The following is a 16,062-nucleotide window of genomic DNA, read 5'->3' on the forward strand; positions in this document are numbered from 1 at the left end:
TAGGACGAATGATCTTTCGAACCGTCACGTCGACACTATTCAGCGACTGCCGCGGCAGTCGTGTCCATGGCCACAGCTGTCACATGATCGCCATTCGGCCGACATGACACACCATCCATGACCATGGCATGCCCACGCCACAGTCTTCGGTGATCGCCCCCTGTCGCACGGGAGTTGACCGGGGTACCTTCCGCCCATGCCGACACGCGCGCGGGACACCCGCTTGACGTACAGATCGCTGGTGGTGGCGGCCGTGGCCGCCTTGATGGCCGTCCTCCTCTCGCCGACGGGCGCACAGGGCGCCGGTCCTCGCGAGAGCGGGCCCCCGGAGAGCAGGCCCGTCTACTCGTACGAGAACGCCGTCCGCGAATCCGTCTGGGTCGACACCGGACTGGACGGCGACGGCAACGGGAAGAGCGACCGGGTCGCCGTCGACATCGTCCGGCCGCGCGAACCCGCCCGACAGGGCCGGAAGATCCCCGTGATCATGGACGCCAGCCCCTACTACTCCTGCTGCGGCCGAGGCAACGAGAGTCAGCTCAAGACGTACGACGCCCATGGCCGGCCCGTCCAGTTCCCCCTTTACTACGACAACTACTTCGTGCCGCGCGGCTACGCCTTCGTCGCCGTCGATCTGGCCGGAACCAATCGCTCCGACGGCTGTGTCGACGTCGGAGGGCGCTCCGACGTGCAGTCCGCCAAGGCGGTCGTCGACTGGCTGAACGGCCGCGCCCGTGGCTACACCACCCGAACCGGCGGCGAACGCGCCACAGCCGGCTGGTCCGACGGCCGTACCGGGATGATCGGCAAGAGCTACGACGGCACCGTCGCCAACGGTGTCGCGGCCACCGGAGTGGACGGACTGCGGACCATCGTGCCGATCGGCGCCATCTCCTCCTGGTACGACTACTACTTCGCCCAGGGCGCGCCGCTCTACGACAGCGGCCCCGACTGGCTCTCCGGCTACGTGGAGAGCCCCGAGGCGCGCGGACGCTGTGCCGCGGTCCAGCGGCAGCTCGTCGACCAGGCGCCGCGCAGCGGTGACTTGACGAAGCTGTGGAGCGAGCGCGACTACGTGAAGAACGCCGGCAAGGTGAAGGCCAGCGTCTTCGCCGTACACGGCATGCAGGACCTCAACGTCCGCACCAAGCACCTCGGCCAGTGGTGGGACGCTCTCGCGGACCGGGGCGTGGAGCGCAAGATCTGGCTCTCGCAGACCGGACACGTCGACCCGTTCGACTATCGGCGCGCCGAGTGGGTGGACACGCTGCACCGCTGGTTCGACCACTACCTCCTCGGTTACGACAACGGCATCGACCGTGAGCCGATGGCCGACATCGAACGCCACCCCGACCAGTGGTCCACCGACAAGGTCTGGCCGCCCCGCACCACGCACCGCACCACCGTGCGCCCCGGACCCGGCGGGGCACCCGGCGTCGGCACCCTCACCGTGAAGCCCGCCCGCCCCGGCACCTCTGAGACGTTCACCGACGATCCGGCACAGAGCGAGACGGAGTGGGCCGCCGGCCTGGACCGCACCACGGGCGACAAGGCCGGATTCCGCACCGCGCCGCTCACCCGGGACCTGCGCCTGGCCGGATCGTCCGCGGTGACCGTCACCGTCACCCCGACCACCTCGACCGCCCATCTCTCCGCGGTCCTCGTGGACATCGGCCCCGACACCATCCGCGACTACGGCTCGTCCGGTGAAGGCATCATCACCCTCACCGACCGCACCTGCTGGGGCGCGAGCACGACCGGTGACAGCTCCTGCTTCAAGGAGACCCGGGCTCGTACGGCCGCGGTCGACCGAACCGTCCTCAGCCGCGGCTGGGCCGACCTCGGTACCTACGCCTCCGCCGCACACGGCCGCCCCCTCACCCCGGGCAGGGCCTACACGATCACCATCGACCTGGCGGCCACCGACCACGTCGTCCCGGCCGGCCACCGTCTCGCCCTGATCGTCGCCGGCACCGACCGGGACCTCATCGACCCGCCGGACACCACGCCCACGCTCACCCTCGACCTGGCCCGTACGTCCGCGAAGCTGCCGTTCGCCGGCGGCGTCGGAGCCTTCGTACGCGCCACCGCGGGTTCCGCACCCGCGACAGCCACCCCCCGCGCAGTCCACTCCGAGGGCGTGACGCCACCGCGTCCCGCCCACCGCATCCCGGGAGGCAGCCGCTCATGACACCCCGTATCCCGACCGCCCGCGGGCCGGTCCGCCGCAACCTCGTCCTGGCGGCAGCCGCCGCCGTCCTGGCCGTACCCCTGGTCACCGTGCCCGCCCAGGCCGCGCACACCGAGCCCCGGCCCCGTACCGGCTTCGAGACCAGCAACGGGGCCCGGTGGACCGGCCAGCCGGAGGAACAGTCCTTCCTGGCCGCCGTCGACCGGGGCAGCGACCGGGTCTCCGTCGACCGGATCGGCACGACGAAACAGGGCCGCCCGCTCCAACTCGTCCGGATCGGAAACCAACGCGCCAACGCGAACACGATGCTGCTGATCTGCAGTCAGCACGGCAACGAACCGTCGGGCCGCGAGGCGTGCCTGACGACCATTCGCGATCTGGCCTACGCCCAGGACCCCTCGACCCGTGCCTTCCTCGCCCGTACGAACGTCCTCGTCGTGCCCACCGCCAACCCCGACGGACGCGCCGCCAACACCCGCGGCAACTCCGACGGCGTCGACATCAACCGCGACCACATCGCGCTGCGGACCGCCGAGGGCCGCGCCATGGCGGCGGTCATCCGCGACCGGAAGCCCGATGTGATCTACGACCTGCACGAGTACGGGGCCACCCCGCCGTACTACGACAAGGACCTCTTCGTCCTGTGGCCCCGTAACCTCAACGTCTCCGACCGGGTGCACGGCGAATCGCAGACCCTGGCCCAGGGCTATGTGCGGCCCACCGCCGCGGAGGCCGGCTACAGCAGTGGCCTCTACGGCATCTGGACCGACCCCGTCACCGGAGACCCGATCAAGCAGACCGCGGGCGACGGACAGGAACGCATCCTGCGCAACACCTCCGGCATCAAGCACGCCGTCGGCCTGCTCATCGAATCCCGCGTCGACGCACTCACCGCCGCCGAGAAGGCCGACCCGGCACTCAACAGCCGACGCCGGGTCGACTCCCAACTCGCCGCACTTGACGGCCTGTTCGCCTTCACCGACGAACACCGCGGCGCGATCGTCGCCGCCACCGCCGCATCCCGGGCCGCGGGATTCAAGGACCGCGGCCCGATCCACCTCGGCGGCGCCGACAACGAGGCACCCGAACCGGGACAAGTCCTCCAGAACCCGCCGTGCGGATACCGGCTCACGAAGGCCCAGTTCGACGACGTCAAGGACGAACTCGCCCTGCACGGCGTCACCTCCCGGCGCGACGGTGACGGAGCGTACGTACCGCTGCGGCAGTCCGCCCGGAAACTGATCCCGCTGCTCCTGGACGAGAGGGCGACATATCACCTCACAAGCGGGCAGGCCGATTCGGCTTGCTGATCCCATGAGGTGAGCGCGACGTGTGGCGCCGGCCGCGGAGAGTGAAATCACGGCTTCCGTGAAAGGCGCCATGCGTGACGTGGGACGAGTGCCGTGCGTGACGCGGGACCTACAGGGAACGGGTGGCCGGGGGATCTGCCGGTGACGGCGGACCTCCCCGGCTTCTCCGCCCGCGCCCGCCCGTGCCCGACCGCCCGCGCGCCCGCACCCGCCCGCGCGCGCCGGTCCGGCCGGGCCGGGACCGGTCGGGCCGCCGACTAGGATCGGCACCCTGATGACTGCCACTCTCGTCGCCAAGGACCTCGCCGCCGGACACGGCGACCGCACACTCTTCGCCGGGCTCGACCTCGTCGTCGCGCCCGGTGATGTGATCGGTCTCGTCGGAGTCAACGGGGCCGGTAAATCGTCCCTGCTCCGGCTGCTCGCCGGACTCGACCGGCCGGAGGAGGGCGAGCTGCGGCTCTCCCCGCCCACCGCCACCGTCGGCCACCTCCCGCAGGAGCCGGAGCGGCGTCCGGGGGAGACCGTGCGGGAGTTTCTGGCCCGCCGTACCGGAGTCGCCGAAGCCCAGGCCGCGATGGACGCCGCGACGCAGGCCCTCGTCGACGGGGCGCCGGGCGCGGACGACGCGTACTCCGAGACGCTCGAACGCTGGCTGGCGCTCGGCGGTGCCGACCTGGAGGAGCGCGCCGAGGAGGTCGCCGCCGACCTCGGCCTGACCGTCGGCCTCGACCTGCCGATGGCCGCGCTCTCCGGCGGCCAGGCGGCCCGCGCCGGTCTGGCCTCCCTCCTCCTCTCCCGCTACGACGTCTTCCTGCTCGACGAGCCCACCAACGATCTCGACCTGGACGGTCTGGAGCGCCTGGAGCGCTACGTCTCCGGGCTGCGCGCCGGCACCGTCGTCATCAGCCACGACCGCGAATTCCTGATGCGGACGGTCACCAAGGTCCTCGAACTGGACCTGGCCCAGCAGCAGATCAACCTGTACGGCGGCGGGTACGAGGCATACCTGGAGGAGCGCGAGCGGGCTCGCAGCCATGCCCGCGAGGAGTACGAGGAGTACGCCGACAAGCGCGCCTTGCTCGAAGGGCGCGCGCACATGCAGCGCTCCTGGATGGACAAGGGCGTCAAGAACGCCCGCCGCAAGGCGACCGACAACGACAAGATCGGCCGTAAGCTCCGCAGTGAGGCCAGCGAGAAGCAGGCCGCGAAGGCCCGGCAGACCCAGCGCATGATCGAACGGCTCGACGTCGTCGACGAGCCGCGCAAGGAATGGGAACTGCGGATGGAGATCGCCGCCGCACCCCGCTCGGGTTCGGTCGTCGCGACGCTGCGCGAAGCGCGGGTGGTACGGGGCGACTTCAGCTTCGGCCCGGTGTCCCTGCAGATCGACTGGGCGGACCGGGTCGCCATCACCGGCGCCAACGGAGCGGGCAAGTCCACCCTCCTCGCCGCGCTCCTGGGCCGCCTCCCGCTGGATGCCGGGCACACGTCGCTCGGCTCGGGCGTGGTGGTCGGGGAGGTCGATCAGGCGCGCAAGCTGTTCCACGGCTCGGAGTCGCTCCTGGAGGCCTTCTGCGCGGCCGTCCCCGACACCGAACCGGCCGAAGTCCGCACGCTGCTCGCCAAGTTCGGTCTGCGCGCGGACCATGTGATGCGTCCCGCGACCACGCTCTCCCCGGGCGAACGCACCCGGGCTGCACTCGCCCTGCTCCAGGGCAGGGGCGTCAACCTCCTCGTCCTCGACGAACCGACGAACCACCTCGATCTGCCCGCGATCGAGCAGCTGGAATCCGCGCTGGAGTCGTACACGGGGACGTTGCTGCTGGTCACCCACGACCGGCGGATGCTGGAGGCGGTGCGGACGACGCGCCGCGTCGAGGTGGTGGACGGCAGGGTGAAGGAGCTCTGAGGGACTGCGGAGCGCAGGACCGGCGGCCGTCGTCCGAGGAGCCGCATCCGGGGCACGGCCCCGGATCCGGCAAGGGGCGGGAGAGGAGGGGAGGCTCCGCGCAGCGGACCGCACCCCACCCCACCCGCTTGCGACGTCAGCCCTTCTTGCCGTTCCGCTTCGGATCCGCGAGCCCGGCCCGCCGCAACGCGTCCGCCATCGCACTGTTCACCGGAGCAGGCGCCGGACGAGCGGAACCGCGGGCACCACCGCGTCGGTCACGGTCCTGACCGCCCTGACCGCCCTGACCGCCCTGACCGCCCTGACCGCCCTGACCGCCCTGACCGCCCTGACCGCCCTGACCGCCCTGACCCTGGCGCTGCCGCGGCGGTCGGCCACCCTGGCCACCGCGCTCCCGCCTCGGTCCGCCGCCCTGGCTCCCCGTCGACGCCTCGTCGTCCAGCCGCAGCGTCAACGAGATCCGCTTTCGCGGGATGTCGACCTCCATGACCTTGACCTTCACGATGTCGCCCGGCTTCACGACATCCCTCGGGTCCTTCACGAACGTGCGGGACATCGCCGACACATGCACCAGGCCGTCCTGGTGCACACCGATGTCCACGAACGCGCCGAAGGCCGCGACATTGGTGACGACGCCCTCCAGCACCATCCCGGACGCCAGATCGCCGATCTTCTCGACGCCCTCCTTGAAGGTGGCCGTCTTGAACGCGGGGCGCGGGTCGCGACCGGGCTTCTCCAGCTCCTTCAGGATGTCGGTGACCGTCGGCAGACCGAACTTCTCGTCCACGAAGTCGTCGGCCCGCAGCGAGCGCAGCACACCCGTGTTGCCGATCAGCGAGGCGACGTCACTGCCCGTCCGCTTCACCATCGCCCGCACCACCGGGTACGCCTCGGGGTGCACACTCGACGCGTCCAGCGGGTCGTCGCCCCGGATGCGCAGGAAGCCCGCACACTGCTCGTACGCCTTCGGGCCCAGCCGCGCCACGTCCTTGAGCGCCTTGCGCGTATGGAACGGCCCGTTCGCGTCGCGGTGCGCGACGATGTTCTCCGCGAGCCCCGAGCCGATCCCGGAGACCCGTGAAAGCAGCGGCGCCGATGCGGTGTTGACGTCGACACCGACACCGTTCACACAGTCCTCGACGACCGCGTCCAGTGAGCGCGACAGCTTCACCTCGGACAGGTCGTGCTGGTACTGGCCGACGCCGATCGACTTCGGGTCGATCTTCACCAGTTCCGCGAGGGGGTCCTGAAGGCGGCGTGCGATCGAGACCGCGCCGCGCAACGACACGTCCATGTCGGGGAGTTCCTGGGAGGCGAAGGCCGAGGCCGAGTACACCGAAGCGCCTGCCTCCGACACCATCACCTTGGTGAGCTTCAACTCGGGGTACTTGTCGATGAGTTCACCGGCGAGCTTGTCGGTCTCGCGGGACGCCGTGCCGTTGCCGATCGCGATCAGGTCGACGTCGTGCGCCTTCGCCAGCCGCTGCAGGGCGGCCAGCGACTGGTCCCACTTGTTCGCCGGGACATGCGGGTGGATGACGTCCGTCGCGACGACCTTGCCGGTCGCGTCGACCACGGCGACCTTCACACCCGTGCGGAAGCCCGGGTCGAGCCCCAGCGTGGCCCGCGTCCCGGCCGGCGCGGCGAGCAGCAGATCGCGCAGGTTCGACGCGAAGACCCGTACCGCCTCGTCCTCCGCCGCCGTGCGCAGCCGCAGCCGCAGATCGATGCCGAGGTGCACCAGGATCCGGGTCCGCCAGGCCCAGCGCACAGTGTCGCCGAGCCACTTGTCGCCGGGGCGATCGCGGTCGCTCACTCCGAAGCGCCGGGCGACCATGTTCTCGTACGTCGAGGGGCCGGGCGTCTCGGAAGGCTCCTCCGGCTCCAGAGCCAGGTCGAGCACCTCCTCCTTCTCTCCGCGCAGCATCGCGAGCACCCGGTGCGAGGGGAGTGCGGTGAACGGCTCCGCGAAGTCGAAGTAGTCGGCGAACTTCGCCCCCGCCTCCTCCTTGCCGTCGCGCACCTTGGCGGCCAGCCGCCCGCGCGACCACATGCGCTCACGCAGCTCACCGATCAGATCGGCGTCCTCCGAGAAACGCTCCGCGAGGATGGCACGGGCCCCCTCCAGCGCGGCGGCACCGTCCGCGACGCCCTTGTCGGCGTCGACGAAGGCGGCAGCGGCGGCGAGCGGCTCCACCGAGGGGTCGCCGAGCAGGTCCTCGGCGAGCGGTTCGAGCCCGGCCTCCCGGGCGATCTGCGCCTTCGTACGCCGCTTGGGCTTGAACGGCAGATAGATGTCCTCAAGGCGCGCCTTGGTCTCGGCGGCCCGGATCTGAGCCTCCAGCGCCTCGTCCAGCTTGCCCTGCTCGCGCACGGAGTCGAGGATCGCCGTACGACGGTCCTCCAGCTCCCGCAGATAGCGCAGCCGCTCCTCGAGCGTGCGCAGCTGCGCGTCGTCGAGCATCTCGGTCGCTTCCTTGCGGTAGCGGGCGATGAACGGCACGGTCGACCCGCCGTCGAGCAGCTCGACGGCCGCCTTCACCTGCCGCTCGCGTACGCCGAGTTCCTCGGCGATCCTGCCTTCGATGGACGTCGTCACGGTTCTACCGACTCGCCTTCTCGTACGGGCTGTACTGGCTGTGCTTACCGGGGCGGACCCCTTCGCCTGCATTGTGCCGGGTGGCCGGGCGCCGTGTCGCCCGGCCACTCCCGTCGTCGCGGTTCGGCGTGCTCAGCCCTTGCCCATGAGATCGGCGGGGAACGCGCCGGCCGAGGCCGCCGTGAACAGGAATCCGCGCCCCAGCTCGGTCAGCCGCGCCACGCCCTCCTCGCCCAGATGCTCGTACGGGGCCAGATCCATCCGGTCCGTGACATCCTCCAGCTCCGACCGCAGGGCCACGCCGGTCTCCGTCAACTCGCCCTCACCGTCGAGGAGTCCGCGCCCCCGCAGCCGCTCGACCGCCTCCTCCCAGTCGGTGCGGCGCCAACCGCGGGTGGCGAGGATCCAGCTCGGGTTCATCCCCTTGCCGGTCGCGGTGTGGCTGACCAGGGCCTCCACCGGATCGAGACCGGCGGCGAGGAGAGCCGCGACATGGCCGTCGCCGCGGTGTTCGCGCAACAGCGTGCCCGCGTGCCAGTACGCCAGGTGCGGCTGCTCGGGCACCGGAAGATCGGCGTGGGCGGCGTAGAGCGGCCGGGCGTGTCGGGTGCACGCCTCGGCGGCGCGCAGCGCCAGCCCGGCCGCCTCGGCCAGTTCGGGGGAGGCGATGATCTCCTCGCCGAGCAGCCGGCGCAGCGTCGCGTCGGCGGCGCGCAGCCGGGCGTCCAGGGCCGCCTGCGGCGAGGCGACGGACCACACGGCGGGGAGGTGCCGGGCGACGAGGTCATGGTTGAAGTTGTAGAAGGCCGCGGTGACCGCGCCGGGGCCCACGGCGCCGAGCGCCGCACCGCGCGCGGCGAAGTAGGCGGCGTTCGGGTCGTCGATGCCGAGCTCTGCGAACTCCTTGCCGAGGTCGGGGGAGAAGTAGACCGTCGAGTGCAGTGGATTGAGGGCGTTGTGACAGCGACGTCCGGCGCGCGCCGGGAGAGTACTCATGCGAGCACGTTACCGACTGGTCGGTACGACCCGTAACCCCCGGAGGAGGCTCGGTTCCCGGGGTCCATGTGGCCGAAAAGGTGGGTTTTTCGTCATTGCGGCCATGCCGTCGGCGGCCCAGGATGGCAGACATGACGCAGCGATCCGTACTCGTCGTCCTCTTCGACGGCGTCCAGAGCCTCGATGTGACGGGTCCGGTGGAGGTGTTCGCCGGGGCCTCCCTCTTTCCCGGCGCCGTGTACGATCTGCGCACCGCCTCCCTCGACGGAGCCCCGGTCCGCACGAGCAGCGGACTGACCCTCGTCCCGGACGGCGCTCTCGCCGACGCCGGACCGGTCCACACCCTCCTCGTCCCCGGCGGGCAGGGCACCCGTACCCCCGACCCCGCACTCGTCGACTGGCTGCGGGACCGCGCCCCGCACGCCGAAAGGCTGGTTTCGGTCTGTACGGGGGCGCTACTGCTGGCCGCGGCGGGGCAGCTGGACGGGCACCGGGTGACCACGCACTGGACGGTCTGCGACGACCTCGCCCGCAGCCACCCCGCCGTCCAGGTCGACCCCGACCCGATCTTCGTACGCGACGGCAGGCTGGCCACCTCCGCCGGAGTCACCGCCGGTATCGACCTCGCCCTCGCACTCGTCGAGGAGGACCACGGCCGGGACATCGCGCTCACGATCGCCCGCCACCTCGTGGTCTTTCTGCGCCGGCCGGGCAACCAGGCCCAGTTCAGCGCCCAGCTCACCGCGCAGACCGCCCGGAGCGAACCGCTGCGCGAGGTCCAGCACTGGATCACCGAGCACCTCGGTGACGACCTCACCGTCGAGGCACTCGCAGCCCGCGCCCGCCTCTCGCCCCGCCACTTCGCCCGCGCCTTCCAGGCGGAGACGGGGTTCACACCGGGCCGTTACGTCGACCGCGTACGTCTCGAACACGCCCGTCGGCTGCTGGAGGACACCACCGACGGCGTCATCGGCATCTCGCGCGCCTGCGGCTACGGCACCCCGGAGGCCATGCGCCGCGCCTTCATCAAGACCCTCGGCACGGCACCCGCCGAATACCGCCGGCGCTTCCGCGCGCAGCCCGTCACCCACTGACCGAACGACCCGCCACCCAGCGACGACCGACCGAAAGGCAACGCCATGCAGATCGCCATCGTCCTCTTCGACCGCTTCACCTCGCTCGATGCCGCGGGCCCCTACGAAATGCTCGCCCGCACCCCCGGCGCGGAGACCGTGTTCGTCGCCGAACGGACCGGACCCGTGCGCAACGACAACGGCAGCCTCGCGCTCGTCGCCGACAGGACCATCGCCGACGTGCCGGCGCCGGACGTGGTGATCGTCCCCGGCGGCCCCGGCCAGACCAACCAGATGGAGAACGAGACACTGCTCGACTGGCTGCGCACCGCCGACGCCACCAGCACCTGGACCACCTCCGTCTGCACCGGGTCCCTGCTGCTCGCCGCGGCAGGACTGCTGACCGGCCGGCGCGCCACCTCGCACTGGCTCGCGCTGGACGCCCTCAAGGACTTCGGCGCCGAGCCGACCGGCGAACGCGTCGTCGTCGACGGCAAGTACGTCACGGCGGCCGGCGTCTCCTCCGGCATCGACATGGGACTCACCCTGCTCGGCCGGATCGCCGGCGACGAACACGCCATGTCCGTACAACTGCTGAGCGAGTACGACCCGCAGCCGCCGTACGACGCGGGCTCACCCGCGAAGGCTCCGGCGGCACTGGTCGAGAAGTTCCGCGCCGACAGCCGCTTCATCCTCCAGTAGCCGCAGGCGCGTCACCGCCCTTTCGTCCAGGTGAAGCGCGGCGCGCGCCGCTCCAGAAAGGCGGCGACACCCTCCGTGGTGTCGCCGCTGCGGCGCGCCTGCTCCGCCCAGTACGCGTCCCGGTCCTCGCGGCCCGTGGCGAACTCCTTGGCCGCCGCCTGCGTCAGCTGCGAGCGCGTCGCCAGGGTCCGCGTGTACGCGTCGACCCGCTTGTCCAGCTCACCGGCCGGCAGTACCTCGTCCACCAGACCGCTCCGCAACGCCCGTGCGGTGTCGATCAGCTCGCCGGAGAACAGCAGGTGCTTCGTCGTGGCCGGGCCGGTCAGCGCCACCAGCCGCCGGGTCGACGACGCGGCATACACGATCCCGAGCCTGGCCGGGGTGACCCCGAACGAGGCACCCTCTTCGGCGAACCGCAGATCGCAGGCGGCCGCGAGCTGGCTGCCGCCGCCGACGCAGTAGCCGCGGATCGCCGCGAGCGTCGGCCGGGGGAACACGGCGAGGGCCTCCTCCGCCGCCACCGCGAGGGTTTGCGGATCGACCGCCGGATCCCGGAGCGAGGAGATGTCCGCACCGGCGCAGAAGGTGTCCCCGGCGCCCGTCAGCACCAGCACCCGGACCGCGGCGTCGGCGGCCAGCCGCTCCAGCAGACCGGGCAGCGCGCCCCACATCGCCGCCGTCATCGCGTTGCGCTTGGCGGGGTTGCTGATGACGACAGTGGCGACACCGTCCGCGACGGTGTGCTCCAGCCGGGATTCCGTACGGTCCATGCGCCGGATGCTATCCGTACGGTTCGAACCTATGATCAAGAAGGGGTCGCCGAACAGGCACGCACCGTGAGGAGCTTCCCGTGGCCGATCCCGCAGTCGAGGGCAAGAAGCTGAGCCGGAGTTTCGGCTGGCTGCTGCTCGGCGGCCTCGTCGGGCTGCTCCACGCGATCGAGTCCCGCGGCACCGACTACTTCTGGCTGGGCGTCGTGGTGGCCGCGCTCAACATCGCCGCCGGGGTCGTCGTCATCCGCCATCCGCACGTCACGGCCGAGGCGTTGACCATGTTCGCCGCGCTGCTCTTCCTGACCGGCGGGCTGTTCCGGCTGGTCGGCAGTTCGGCTGGACGCTGCTGCAGGGAGCGTTCGGCCTACCGCTGGGGCTGCTGGTGCTCTTCGACTGGCCGCACAGCAGCCTCTACGTCCTCGGCCTCTTCTTCTCCCTGGCGCTGCTCTTCGACGGGCTCGGCCTGATCGCGATCGGGGTCGGCGGTCGCCGTATCGTCGCGATGGTCTCGGATCAACGGACGACCGGAGAACTGCCGGGCACTCCCACAGGAGAGGATCAGAACCGATCCAAGGGCTGATTCTTTCGGGCAGATCCGGCCAGAAACCGTCGATAGAAGTTGATTTCTGTTCAGTAGCACAGTCCGGGCCGACTATGCCCCGCACTCTGTACTCGACGTGCAGTCGCCACCGAGTCGAGAGCGGGTACCGCACTATGGAGAGCCGCGGGAGTGTCCCCGCCCGGCCCGTGTCGTACGAGGGTGTCTGGCGGTTCACCGCCCCGGCCGTGGACGTCTCCGTACCGCAGGCCAGACACGCGGTGCGCGATCTGCTGAACCGCCAGGGCGTACCGGTGGACGAGGACATCGCCGAAGGACTGCTGCTCATCGTCTCCGAGCTGGTCACCAATGCCGTGAAGCACGCGGTGCTGCTCTCGCCGGAGCTGGCCGTCGAGGTGGCCGTCGGCGCGGAGTGGGTCAGGGTGTCCGTCGAGGACAACCACCCCTACCGTCCGACGGCCCTGGAGACGGACTACGCGCAGACCGGCGGACGCGGTCTGCTGCTGGTCCGGGAGATCACCCGGGAGGCGGGCGGCGCCTGCGATGTGGAACACACCGCAGGCGGCGGCAAGATCATCTGGGCTGCGTTGCCCCTGAGACCTCGGGCCTGACCGGGCCCGTGTGCCGCGGCAGTCGGCCCGTCACCAGCCGGCGGACGGTCCGGTCAGCTCCCTGATCGCCGGCCGGGCGGCATCCAGCACCGTCATGAACCAGGCGGAGAACGGCACCCGCGCATGCCGCTCCGCGAGCTCGTCGGCCGTCACGAAGGCGGTCTCGCCGACCTCCTCCGGGTCCGGGCGGAGCGCGTGCTGCGCCATTCCCACGAAGAGGTGATTGAACTCCTGCTCCACCAGGCCGGAGGCCGGGTCGGGGTGGTTGTAGCGCACCGTGCCCGCCTCGGCCAGCAGGGAGGGCGAGATCCCCAGCTCCTCGTGCGTACGCCGGGCGGCGGCGGCGAAGGGCGCCTCACCCGGGTAGGGGTGGCCACAGCAGGTGTTCGACCAGACGCCGGGGGAGTGGTACTTGCCGAGCGCCCGACGCTGCAGCAGCAGCCTGCCCTGCTCGTCGAAGAGGAACACCGAGAAGGCCCGGTGCAGTTGACCGGGCGGCTGATGGGCGGCGAGCTTTTCCGCCGTACCGATGGTGGCGCCGCTTTCATCGACCAGTTCGAGCATGATCGCTTCTGCTGTGCCGTTCGACGAGCTGTTCGCCGCGGTGGCTGGTGTGGTCGGCATACCCATCCTTCGCTATGGTCCCGGCCCCGTGCGCCGGTCCCGTCGAGTCCGCTCAAGTCTGCCGCACAAAAGCCGCTTGTCCGTACTTCGGGTCCTGGCATGTCCGGTCCCGCCGCGCCACGGGGCGCGGCGGCACCGGACGGCACGTCAGACTCCGAAAGCCGCCGGGTAGCGGATCGTGCCCCGGGGCACCGGCACGGAGTCGTCGAGCACCAGAGCCATCATCGCCTCGTCCGGGACGTCGAAGCCCGGCCGGATTCCGTACCGGGACGCCGGTGCGAAGCCGAACCTCGGGTAGTACTCGGGGTGACCGAGCACCAGGACGAGGGACTCGCCGCGCAGCCGGGCCGCGTCGAGCGCCGCCCGCACCACGGCCTGACCGGCACCCTGCCGCTGACGGCCCGGGGCCGTCGCCACCGGGGCCAGCGTCAGAGCGGGCGCGTCCCCGACCCGGCACCGGGTCAGCAGAGCGTACGCGGCGATGTCGCCGTCCGGACCGTCCAGCGCCACGTGACCGAGGCCGGGCAGCCAGGCCGCCGGATCGGCGCGCAGTTCGTCGACGAGACGGGCTTCGTCCGGCGTCGGGAACGCGGCGGCGTTGACGGCGTGCACCGCGGCCCCGTCCGCCGCCGTCTCCGGCCGTGTCGTCCAGCGCGGGTCGGCGGGGCGCAGCACATAGCAGGCGTAGCCGTACTCCGTAGCGTGCTCGCGCCGCATGGCCAGCTCCTCGCGGGTCGCGGCGAGCGCCCACTCCATGCCGGGAGCCGACGCGTCCGTGGTCTCCACGCGCTCGGCGAGCGGGATGTAGTACTCGTCCCAGTCGCTGTCGGGCTGCACCCGTACCCCGAGGACGTGGTAGCCGGCCGTCACCGCCGCCGCGGTGTTGGCCGCCACGGGGCGCAGCGAGGCCTCCTGTTCCCAGAAGGCGCGAGCCGCGGCCGACGGCGCGTCCGTCGTCCAGACGCACTCGGAGACGACGAGGGAGCCGCCCGGGGCGAGCAGCCGCTTCCAGTCACGCAGGGCGGTGTCGAAACCGATGATGTACGCGGACCCCTCGGCCCAGACGAGGTCGAACGACCCGTCCGGGAAGTCGGGTCCGGAGAGATCGGCCATGTCGGCCCGGACCGTACGGATGCGGTCACCGAGTCCACGGGCCCCGGCCGCCTCGCGCAGTTCGTCGAGGAACGGCTCGTGGAGATCGACGGCGGTCACCTCGGCACCCGCCTCGGCGGCGAGCAGCAGTGCGCCGCGGCCGGGGCCGCAGCCCAGGTCCAGGACGCGCGGACGGCGCGGCAACGGGCCGACGAGCTCCAGCAGTCGCCGGGTGGTGGCGTCGGAGCCGGGGCTCTGCCGGGGCAGGTGGTGGTGCAGGGAGAAGAACGCCTCAGAACGGACGGCGTGATCGTTGTCGGTCAACGTGGGAAACCCTTGTGTACGAGGGCTCCGGCCAACATGTCGACCCGGTGCGAGTCGGGGCGCTAGCCGAGGGCCCGGAAGATGAGGAAGGACCGGATGCTGCGCCGGGCGGGCGCCGTCGCGACGGTCATCAACCTCAGCTCCTCTCGTGCACGGGGAGGCCGACATGCCTCGGCGGACACCCTACACGGCCCCCTGAACAGACGTTCAGTGGCAGAGCCTGGCCTCGTGCTCGGCATGGCCGCTCGGCTCCAGCTGGAATGTGCAGTGCTCCACATCGAAGTGGACGCCGAGGCAGCCCTGCAGCTCGTGGAGGAGCTTCTCGTGACCGATCGAGTCGAGCATGTCCTGGCGCACCACCACATGGGCGGAGAGGACCGGCATTCCCGAGGTGATCGTCCAGGCGTGCAGGTCGTGGACGTCCAGCACTCCGGGCAGGGCGGTGATGTGGGCCCGTACCTCCCCCATGTCGACACCCTTGGGCGCCGCCTCCAGCAGTACGTTGAGCGTCTCCCTGAGCAGTTTCACCGTACGGGGGACGATCATCAGGCCGATCACCAGCGAGGCGATCGGGTCGGCGGCCTGCCATCCGGTGGCCAGGATGACTCCTGCCGAGATCAGCACGGCGAACGAGCCGAGCGTGTCCGCGAGCACCTCCAGATAGGCGCCGCGCACATTGAGACTGTCCTTCTGCCCGCGGACCAGCAGTGACAGCGAGACCATGTTGGCGACCAGGCCGACCAGGGCGAAGACGATCGTCAGCCCGCCCCTGGTCTCGGTCGGGGTGATGAAGCGCTGGATCGCCTCGAAGAGCAGAAAGCCGCCCACGCCGAGCAGCAGCAGACAGTTGGCCAGGGCGGCGAGGATCTCGGCGCGGGCGAAACCGAAGGTGCGGTTGAGCCCGGCCGGCCGGTTGGCGAAGTGGATCGCCAGCAGCGCCATGCCCAGGCCCAGGGCGTCGGTCGCCATGTGGGCCGCGTCGGCGATCAGCGCGAGGGAGTCGGAGAGCAGTCCGCCGACGATCTCCATGACCATCACGGTGAGCGTGATGGTCAGCGCGATCCGCAGCCGGCCCTTGTACGCGGCGGCCGCCGTGCCGGTGGGCGGTGGCCCGCCGTGTGTGTGGCCGTGGTCGTGCCCTGCCCCCATGGGGACGCCTCCCGGTCGTCTCGCGGACTCGGACGCGATCGGCCCGAGCACTGCCAGTGAACTACGGGTGGGGGGTATCGGGCAACACGGTACTGAACACCGTTGTCATGTGCCCTGACCTGCGGAAATGGTTGCAGGTCAGGGCTG

The 16,062-nt window shown here is 71.1% G+C and carries 12 protein-coding genes and 1 pseudogene; 7 read left to right on the forward strand and 6 right to left on the reverse strand.

What is annotated here, in order from left to right; genetic code table 11:
- Positions 1-196: 196 nt before the first annotated feature.
- The 3 genes from ACZ68L_RS01565 (at position 197) to ACZ68L_RS01575 (ending at position 5,413) form a co-directional block, all read left to right on the forward strand.
- Positions 197-2,191, forward strand: a complete 1,995-nt coding sequence (locus tag ACZ68L_RS01565) for a Xaa-Pro dipeptidyl-peptidase (protein ID WP_469573262.1) — start codon at positions 197-199, stop codon at positions 2,189-2,191.
- Positions 2,188-3,501, forward strand: coding sequence for a M14 family metallopeptidase (locus tag ACZ68L_RS01570; RefSeq protein WP_469573263.1), 1,314 nt, complete (start codon positions 2,188-2,190; stop codon positions 3,499-3,501). The genes ACZ68L_RS01565 and ACZ68L_RS01570 overlap by 4 nt, the downstream gene beginning before the upstream one ends.
- Before the next feature lie 274 nt (positions 3,502-3,775).
- Positions 3,776-5,413 (forward strand): ABC-F family ATP-binding cassette domain-containing protein, encoded by a 1,638-nt coding sequence (locus ACZ68L_RS01575; protein WP_469573264.1) that lies wholly within the window; start codon positions 3,776-3,778, stop codon positions 5,411-5,413.
- A 136-nt stretch (positions 5,414-5,549) separates the two neighbouring features.
- Here the strand turns inward: ACZ68L_RS01575 and ACZ68L_RS01580 are convergent, their stop codons facing one another.
- Both ACZ68L_RS01580 and ACZ68L_RS01585 read right to left on the reverse strand, forming a co-directional pair.
- Positions 5,550-8,012, reverse strand: coding sequence for a Tex family protein (locus ACZ68L_RS01580; protein WP_469573266.1), 2,463 nt, complete (start codon positions 8,010-8,012; stop codon positions 5,550-5,552).
- A 132-nt stretch (positions 8,013-8,144) separates the two neighbouring features.
- Positions 8,145-9,008 carry an SCO6745 family protein gene (locus ACZ68L_RS01585; protein ID WP_469573267.1) on the reverse strand — a complete coding sequence of 288 codons (864 nt, stop codon included), beginning with the start codon at positions 9,006-9,008 and terminating at the stop codon, positions 8,145-8,147.
- A 131-nt stretch (positions 9,009-9,139) separates the two neighbouring features.
- Between ACZ68L_RS01585 and ACZ68L_RS01590 the strand changes: the two genes are divergently transcribed.
- Together ACZ68L_RS01590 and ACZ68L_RS01595 are read left to right on the forward strand one after the other, a co-directional pair.
- The gene (locus ACZ68L_RS01590; protein ID WP_469573269.1) at positions 9,140-10,102 is read left to right on the forward strand and encodes a GlxA family transcriptional regulator; all 963 of its coding nucleotides are present in this window, start codon (positions 9,140-9,142) and stop codon (positions 10,100-10,102) included.
- Positions 10,103-10,147: 45 nt separating this feature from the next.
- Entirely contained in the window at positions 10,148-10,783 is a 636-nt protein-coding gene (locus ACZ68L_RS01595) for a DJ-1/PfpI family protein (protein ID WP_469573271.1), read from the forward strand.
- Positions 10,784-10,794: 11 nt separating this feature from the next.
- On the opposite strand, the gene ACZ68L_RS01600 is transcribed toward ACZ68L_RS01595, so the two are convergent.
- Entirely contained in the window at positions 10,795-11,553 is a 759-nt protein-coding gene (locus ACZ68L_RS01600) for an enoyl-CoA hydratase/isomerase family protein (RefSeq protein WP_469573272.1), read from the reverse strand.
- Between the two features lie 80 nt (positions 11,554-11,633).
- On the opposite strand from ACZ68L_RS01600, the pseudogene ACZ68L_RS01605 reads away from it, so the two are divergent.
- Positions 11,634-12,136 (forward strand): annotated as a pseudogene (locus ACZ68L_RS01605) (HdeD family acid-resistance protein).
- 134 nt (positions 12,137-12,270) lie between these two features.
- Positions 12,271-12,726: an ATP-binding protein gene (locus ACZ68L_RS01610; protein ID WP_469573273.1), complete on the forward strand. Its 456-nt coding sequence runs from the start codon at positions 12,271-12,273 to the stop codon at positions 12,724-12,726.
- Between the two features lie 30 nt (positions 12,727-12,756).
- On the opposite strand, the gene idi is transcribed toward ACZ68L_RS01610, so the two are convergent.
- From idi to ACZ68L_RS01625, 3 genes are all read right to left on the reverse strand, one after another.
- Complete coding sequence (gene idi, locus ACZ68L_RS01615) at positions 12,757-13,350, reverse strand: isopentenyl-diphosphate Delta-isomerase (RefSeq protein ID WP_469573275.1); 594 nt, start codon at positions 13,348-13,350, stop codon at positions 12,757-12,759.
- A 147-nt stretch (positions 13,351-13,497) separates the two neighbouring features.
- Positions 13,498-14,766: a bifunctional class I SAM-dependent methyltransferase/N-acetyltransferase gene (locus ACZ68L_RS01620; RefSeq protein ID WP_469573276.1), complete on the reverse strand. Its 1,269-nt coding sequence runs from the start codon at positions 14,764-14,766 to the stop codon at positions 13,498-13,500.
- Positions 14,767-14,973: 207 nt separating this feature from the next.
- Positions 14,974-15,915 (reverse strand): cation diffusion facilitator family transporter, encoded by a 942-nt coding sequence (locus tag ACZ68L_RS01625; protein ID WP_469573278.1) that lies wholly within the window; start codon positions 15,913-15,915, stop codon positions 14,974-14,976.
- Positions 15,916-16,062: the final 147 nt, after the last annotated feature.

It is taken from the genome of Streptomyces sp. NPDC104309 (assembly GCF_055584025.1).